The sequence below is a fragment of the Methylocystis sp. genome, from assembly GCF_051062815.1.
In the GTDB taxonomy this organism is placed as follows: Bacteria; Pseudomonadota; Alphaproteobacteria; order Rhizobiales; family Beijerinckiaceae; genus Methylocystis.
Genome location: NZ_JBPFDU010000086.1, coordinates 1 through 6,509, shown reverse-complemented (window position 1 = coordinate 6,509; position 6,509 = coordinate 1). Strand labels below are relative to the sequence as shown.

Genomic DNA, 6,509 nt, shown 5'->3' with positions numbered 1-6,509 from the left:
GATCGTGTCCCTTGGCGTGGTGTAGCTGGTTGGCGTGATCGCCACGTTCGCCGGGAAGCCGGGTTGATCAGGCGGCTACAACGGGCAGCCCGACGATGGGATCATCGCTCAAGGGCGCGATTGTTTCCAGTGTCATGTATCGGCTGCGCTGGACGGCCCATTCGTCATTCTGTTCGAGCAGGATCGCGCCGACGAGGCGGATGATGGCGGCCTCGTTGGGGAAGATGCCGACGACCTCGGTGCGCCGCTTGATTTCGCCGTTCAGCCGTTCGATCGGATTTGTGCTGTGCAGCTTGGCCCGGTGCGCGGCCGGGAAGCTCATATAGGCGAGCACGTCGGTCTCGGCGTCGTCCATGAGGTTCGCAAGTTTCGGCAGCTTGGGCCGCAACTGGTCGGCGACCTTGCGCCATTGGCCTTTCGCCGCTTCGGCGTCGTCCTGCGCGAAGGCGGTGGCGATGAAGGCGGAGACGACGCGCCGTCCGCTCTTTCCGGCATGAGCGAGCGCATTGCGCATGAAGTGGACGCGGCAGCGCTGCCATGTCGATTGCAGAACCTTGGCGACTGCGGCCTTCAGCCCTTCATGCGCATCGGACACCACGAGCTTGACGCCACGCAGCCCTCTCCAGCGCAGTTTGCGCAAAAACTCGGTCCAGAAGGTCTCGGCCTCCGAAGGGCCGATATCCATGCCGAGCACTTCGCGCCTGCCGTCGTCGTTGACGCCCACCGCGATGATCGTCGCCAGCGAGACGACGCGGCCGTTCTGGCGCGCCTTCACATAGGTCGCGTCGATCCAAAGATAGGGCCAGTCGCCTTCGATCGGCCGCTCGAGGAAGGCCGTCACCCGCTCGTCGATCTCCTCGCACAGCCGGCTCACCTGGCTCTTGGAGACGCCGCTCATGCCCATGGCCTTGACGAGATCGTCGACCGAGCGCGTCGAGACGCCCTGGATATAGGCCTCCTGAATGACGGCGGTCAGCGCCTTCTCGGCCATCCGCCGCGGCTCCAGAAAACCGGGAAAGTAACTGCCCTTGCGCAGCTTGGGGATACGCAGCTCCACGGCGCCGGCGCGCGTTTCCCAGGTCCGCTCGCGATAGCCGTTGCGCTGGGCGAGGCGCTCCGCGCTTTTCTCGCCATAGGCGACGCCGGTCAGAGCGCCGACCTCGATCTCCATCAGCCGCTCGGCGGCAAAGCCGATCATCTCGCGCAAAATATCCGCGTCGGGGGCCTTCTCCACAAGCGCGCGCAGGGTCATCATCTCGTCGGTCATCGGCAGTTCCTCGGTTGCGTTGGATGTTTCGCAACCCGATCCTACCGGCGAATCGTCGATGACCACCGCAAGCCGATCGCTCGCTACGGCGCTAGCAAAAGCGCGCGTCGCGAGCGGCTTGCTCCCACTGAGCTACACCATCACTGGGGGCACGACCGCCGATTGGGCGGAAGGTGCTTGAGGCCTCATAGTGAACCGCCTTGGGGTTGCTGGAGGCAATTTCGTTTGAGTCACGGAACGCAGTGGCGGAGCCCTCTCGCCCCCTCGCCTCTTCGAAATTGGTGAGTTTCGAGAATGCAATCCAAGCTCCATAGTGAAATAGGAAGATGCGGAATACGTGGATGTTCAAAGCCTGCGTGGGAGTCTGCTGCGTGTTCGCCGGCGCGGAAGTCCGATGTGGGCGCATCCCGGCGGGCGCTGGATGATCCGGGGGATGCCGCCATATGGTTGCAGCCAGAGGTAGAGCGGACGCCTTGTTTGCAGACGCTCCAAATTCACGGCGATATTTCAAGCACATACGTGTTCGCATCTTTGTCCTGACCGGCACGCCAATTTAAAATAAATTTGTCATGCCAGTTTGCGAGCCAAAAATTCGGGTGTGTCCAATATTTGTCCAATATACGGACATGCATTGCCGAGAAGTCATGCGGATAAAAAAGCCGCCATGCGCCAGCCGCCAACTCATCGCAAGGTGTCTCGGGCGTTCTCTAATCGCGCTTCCGTCCAGTCCACCAAATTGATCATATGAACCTCCGATGATGCGAATCACCGCGGGAAGCCGCCCGGATCGCGGCACTGTCGGACGATCAAGCGCCGATCGCGATTATCGGATGTCCACATATGGTGTTTAAGCCGCACCTGGCAGCATTATGGAGTCGTGTCCTTCGAAGAGATAGGCGCTCCCGCACGAAAAAGCCCGTTCGTCGCCGGCTGGGCTGTGAGGAACCTGGAACGACGGCGCTTCCCCCGGGAAGGGCTTCATGCCGAAAGCTCGCGCTCAATCGCGCGCACGAGCAGCTTGATCCGATTCATTTCAATGAGCAGCTCTAAGGAAAGCGCCTTGTCTTCAGCCGTTATTTGCTCGCGAAAGGGGAAGTCGACCGCGACCGTCCGGATTTCGGCGAAGATTGCGTCTATCTCATCATCGTCTCGTTTCGGCCGCGACGCTGCGCGCCGCGGATCGGTCCAATGTCTAACATGAGCTTGATTCAGCATATCTACTGCTCCTTTCGTGCATGCATACAGCCACGCCGCAGTATCAGCGGCGCCAGCGATATGAGGTGATCAGCTCATTGCCAAGCGAGGCCGCCGCGCAATCGGATGGAGCGGGTCGGCGCCCCCAAACGCTAGCGGCGCTGCCTTTACTGCGGCGGAGTCGCTTCCTTGCCGCTCTGCGTGCCCTTTTTACCTTCGACTCCTGGTTCACCGGCGGAGGTTGCGCTTGGTGTCGCGATGTTCTTTTTCTGCGTGTGTGGGATGCTGGGATTTTCCTTTTGCACCGCTCCAGAAGGCTTGACCGGCTTGCCAGTCATCGGCCCTGATGTCTCTCCTTGGTCTTGTCCAAACGCAATCGGCGACGCCAAAAAGGCAGTGGCGAGGCTTACGATGATGACGAGAAGTTTCTCCATGGCGAGCTCCTGAACCAACGCGGTGTGGCGTCTGAGAGCCCCTCTCAAGCCATATTGGAATTAGCCTACCTGGGGTGAACGCGTGCATTGGCAAGCCATGCCGGTCTGCATAAAACCGCCGCCGCACATCCACAGCGGAGCGTTATGTTGCGCCGAGAAAAAAGGAAACTGGCGCTTGCAAGCATGTATGGGCGTCACAGCTTGCGCCGCAATTCGCCCACCACTTTGCGGTCTGCGCGCGCGCCAGCTAGGCTTGCCATAGCGGCGCCGAGCTATTTAGCCGACGTCGCGTCCCGCGAAGCGACTGTAATCTTCTTGCCTAAGTTACTTGTCTGCGGCTTCGCGGGCGCGCTCGCCATTGGGCGCTGCTTGACGATCTTCGGGGACGGGCGGAAATTGGGGCGACCCGCGAAATGGCTAGCTCGGGTCATGTGTCGTTCGATGCTCTCGCGCCAGTTCTGCAGCAAATGAAAGTGGTGAGTAATTTGTCGAGCTTGCGGCACCCCTTGCCGGACGCCTTGGGCGTAAAGCCCGCGGCGGTCGCGGCTGACGGCTTCGATTTTGGGGTGCTGCTGAGCCAATCCGCCGTCTCTTTGGCGGAGAGGATTTCCTGCAGTCTGAGAGGCTGACTAAAAAAGTAGTTGAGTGATTTCAGGAGGTTGTGATTCCTCCGGATTTACGAGATTCGAGAGGGATGTAAGATGGCCTGGACTGAAATCACCCGACGCAAGTATCGCCGCGACGGATTGCGTTACGCAAGTCATTTAACGGACGCGGACTGGGCGTTGATCGAGCCCCTGTTGCCGCCCGCTTCACCTCTTGGCCGTCCAGGCGATACAAAACTGCGGGCGGTGGTGAACGCGATCTTGTATATGGCTTCCACGGGCTGCCGGTGGCGGCAGTTGCCGAAGGAGTTTCCGCCCTATTCGACTGTGCAGAGCTATTTCTATGCCTGGTCGCGCTGCGGCGTGTTCGCGAACATCAATCACGCTTTGGTCAGGCCGGCCGCAAGGCAAGCCCGACGGCGGGCGTCATTGATAGCCAATCGGTGAAGACCACGGAAAGCGGCGGCCCGCGTGGGCTTGATGCTGGCAAGAAGATCAAGGGCCGCAAGCGTCACATCGTCACCGATACGCAAGGAAACCTCGTAGGCCTCGTCGTGAATGAAGCCGACGTTCAGGATCGTGACGGAGCGTCGCGCGTGCTCGCCTTCGATCCTTTCGCTTTATCCGTGGTTGCGCCCGATGCGGTGCTCCCCCGATGATTGCGGCAATAAGTTTAGGCATCTTCGGCAGACAGGCGTTCACAAGACGGGTCGGCAGCAACGAAGCAACCACACACGGAATGTATTCACAGCGCTCATAGCGGGAGTCGCCGGCTATCTGATCGCGCCGGCCGCCGCGCTGTGGCTCATCGCGTTGCTTGGCGCCGCCAGCGCACACGCGGTACTCGCGTCAGTGCGAGCGAGATTGATCATTCGTTGGCGCGTGGCTTGGACGACAACGATCGCGGCCACGAGTATCGAAAACGCCCGAGCGCATTGAGCGTGATTTTCTATTGCAAACCGCTGCTCACTTTTACGGCGGCGATAACCTTGTTCCATTTCGCCGATGCCGCCATGCTACCGCTCGTTGGCGAGCGCCTGAGCCAAGGCCAAAAAGACTCAGGATCCCATTCACAGCGGCCTGCATCATCGTGGCGCAGGCCGATTCCGATGGCGATGTTGGTTGGAGACAAGAGCGACCTTGGGCCGCAAACTACTCTTTCTTCTCGGGCTCGTTATAGTGCAGGCAGGGCAATTCCGGGCGGATGGGAGCGACCGCCGCTCTTGATCGCATTGTCAGCTGGTAGACGACATATCGGCTGTCGTCGCTCGCTGGATATCGTCTTCGGTGAAATCGACAAATAATCCAAAACGCATCGCCTATGAAACAATCTGCGCTATCTGCGTCGATAACTATGTTGAGGGTGGTCAGGCGGCGCTAGCGCGTATCCATGAGCGAGGCCAGTTCGCTTGGCGCTGCTGATAGGTAGAGCCACGAAAGCTAACGCCCTGCATCCCAGCGAGAGAGGGAGCGAAACATGGCCAAGATCGTATGCGTGCTGTATGATGATCCGGTCGACGGTTATCCGAAAGCCTATGCGCGCGATGAGGTGGCTCAGCCCAAACGCTATCCCGACGGACAAACGCTGCCCTCCCCAAAAGCAATCGATTTCAAGCCGGGTACGCTCCTCGGCAGCGTTTCCGGCGAACTAGGACTACGCAAATTCCTAGAGTCGAACGATCATCAACTAATGGTGACATCCAGCAAGGACGGCGCGGACAGCGTACTCGACCAAGAGCTTCCTGACGCCGACATTGTTATTTCGCAGCCTTTTTGGCCGGCTTATATGACCCGCGAGCGGATTGCGAAGGCGTCCAAGCTCAGGCTCATCGTGACCGCGGGCATTGGATCCGATCACATCGATCTGCAAGCAGCGATCGATCGCAACATCACCGTCGCGGAAGTCACATACTGCAATAGCATCAGCGTATCCGAGCACGTGGTGATGATGATCCTCGCGCTGGTACGCAATTACATCCCTTCGTACGAATGGGTCGTGACAGGCGGCTGGAATATAGCGGACTGCGTAGCGCGTTCCTACGATCTTGAAGCCATGCAGGTCGGCACTGTCGCCGCCGGCCGCATCGGCTCGGCAGTACTGCGGCGGTTGAAGCCATTCGATGTCGGCCTTCACTATTTCGACCGGCATCGCCTTCCGGAGTCGGTCGAACGAGAACTGAATGTGACGTATCACCCCAGCGTGGAAAGCATGGTCGAGGTTTGTGACGTCGTCACTATAAATTGTCCGCTGCACCCGGAGACCGAACATTTGTTCAATGACGCACTAATTGCCAAAATGAAGCGCGGCTCCTACATCGTTAACACCGCGCGCGGCAAGATCTGCGATCGCGATGCCATCGTGCGTGCCCTCGAAAGCGGACAATTGGCCGGCTATGCGGGCGATGTCTGGTTTCCTCAACCAGCACCGGTCGACCATCCTTGGAGAAGTATGCCGCACCATGGCATGACGCCGCATATTTCTGGCACCAGTCTGACGGCGCAGACTCTCGAATGCTGGTTCGAAAATCGCCCGATCCGCGATGAATACCTCATCGTTAGCGCGGGGAAGCTCGCGGGCGCGGGGGCGCATTCATATAGCGCAGGCGACGCAACCAGCGGATCGGAAGAAGCCGTCCGCTTCAAGAAAGGCTGACCTTGCCCGCTTCCCGATGCGTTGGAGCTAAGCTATGTTGGATTTTGGGTGACGGCGAGAATCAAGCGGCGGATTTCTTCTCGGACGCGATTTCGATTCCGTCGCGGAATGTTATGTTACACCGCTGAGGACCTTCGGCAATTGATTTTGTCCTTGCAGCCGTCGCCAGCTTTTCGCTGCAGCCATCACCAGCTTGAAAAACCATGAGGCGCGCGGTTGTCAGGATACATCCTTTGATTAGAAAATCCCTGTTCGCGCGGCGCGTTGACATCATATTTGAGAATTTCGGCGCGCATTTTCGAGCTTTGACGCTTAAATTGAGAACTCCAGCGGCATCCCGAGCGCGGCGTAGGCGA

Annotated in this window: 6 protein-coding genes and 2 pseudogenes; 3 read left to right on the top strand and 5 right to left on the bottom strand. The window is 59.2% G+C overall.

The features are described 5' to 3' along the window. Window positions 1-67: 67 nt before the first annotated feature. The 4 genes from ACR65W_RS18340 to ACR65W_RS18325 form a co-directional block, all read right to left on the bottom strand. Window positions 68-1,267 (bottom strand): IS256 family transposase, encoded by a 1,200-nt coding sequence (locus ACR65W_RS18340; RefSeq protein ID WP_428406687.1) that lies wholly within the window; start codon window positions 1,265-1,267, stop codon window positions 68-70. A gap of 978 nt (window positions 1,268-2,245) precedes the next feature. Beyond that, on the bottom strand, window positions 2,246-2,482 hold the full coding sequence (locus ACR65W_RS18335; RefSeq protein WP_124740586.1) for a hypothetical protein: 237 nt from the start codon (window positions 2,480-2,482) through the stop codon (window positions 2,246-2,248). A gap of 146 nt (window positions 2,483-2,628) precedes the next feature. After that, window positions 2,629-2,895, bottom strand: a complete 267-nt coding sequence (locus ACR65W_RS18330; protein ID WP_124740585.1) for a hypothetical protein — start codon at window positions 2,893-2,895, stop codon at window positions 2,629-2,631. Window positions 2,896-3,167: 272 nt separating this feature from the next. Continuing rightward, the gene (locus ACR65W_RS18325; protein ID WP_195838312.1) at window positions 3,168-3,476 is read right to left on the bottom strand and encodes a transposase; all 309 of its coding nucleotides are present in this window, start codon (window positions 3,474-3,476) and stop codon (window positions 3,168-3,170) included. 120 nt (window positions 3,477-3,596) lie between these two features. Between ACR65W_RS18325 and ACR65W_RS18320 the strand changes: the two are divergent. The 3 genes and pseudogenes from ACR65W_RS18320 to ACR65W_RS18310 all read left to right on the top strand — a co-directional run. Further along, window positions 3,597-4,178, top strand: a pseudogene (locus ACR65W_RS18320) (transposase); the annotation flags it as partial. Between the two features lie 209 nt (window positions 4,179-4,387). Next, entirely contained in the window at window positions 4,388-4,804 is a 417-nt protein-coding gene (locus ACR65W_RS18315; RefSeq protein ID WP_195838313.1) for a hypothetical protein, read from the top strand. A gap of 173 nt (window positions 4,805-4,977) precedes the next feature. Beyond that, window positions 4,978-6,153 (top strand): NAD-dependent formate dehydrogenase, encoded by a 1,176-nt coding sequence (locus ACR65W_RS18310; RefSeq protein ID WP_124740583.1) that lies wholly within the window; start codon window positions 4,978-4,980, stop codon window positions 6,151-6,153. Between the two features lie 61 nt (window positions 6,154-6,214). Here ACR65W_RS18310 and ACR65W_RS18305 read toward each other — a convergent pair. Continuing rightward, a pseudogene (locus ACR65W_RS18305) lies at window positions 6,215-6,379 on the bottom strand (IS256 family transposase); the annotation flags it as partial. Window positions 6,380-6,509: the final 130 nt, after the last annotated feature.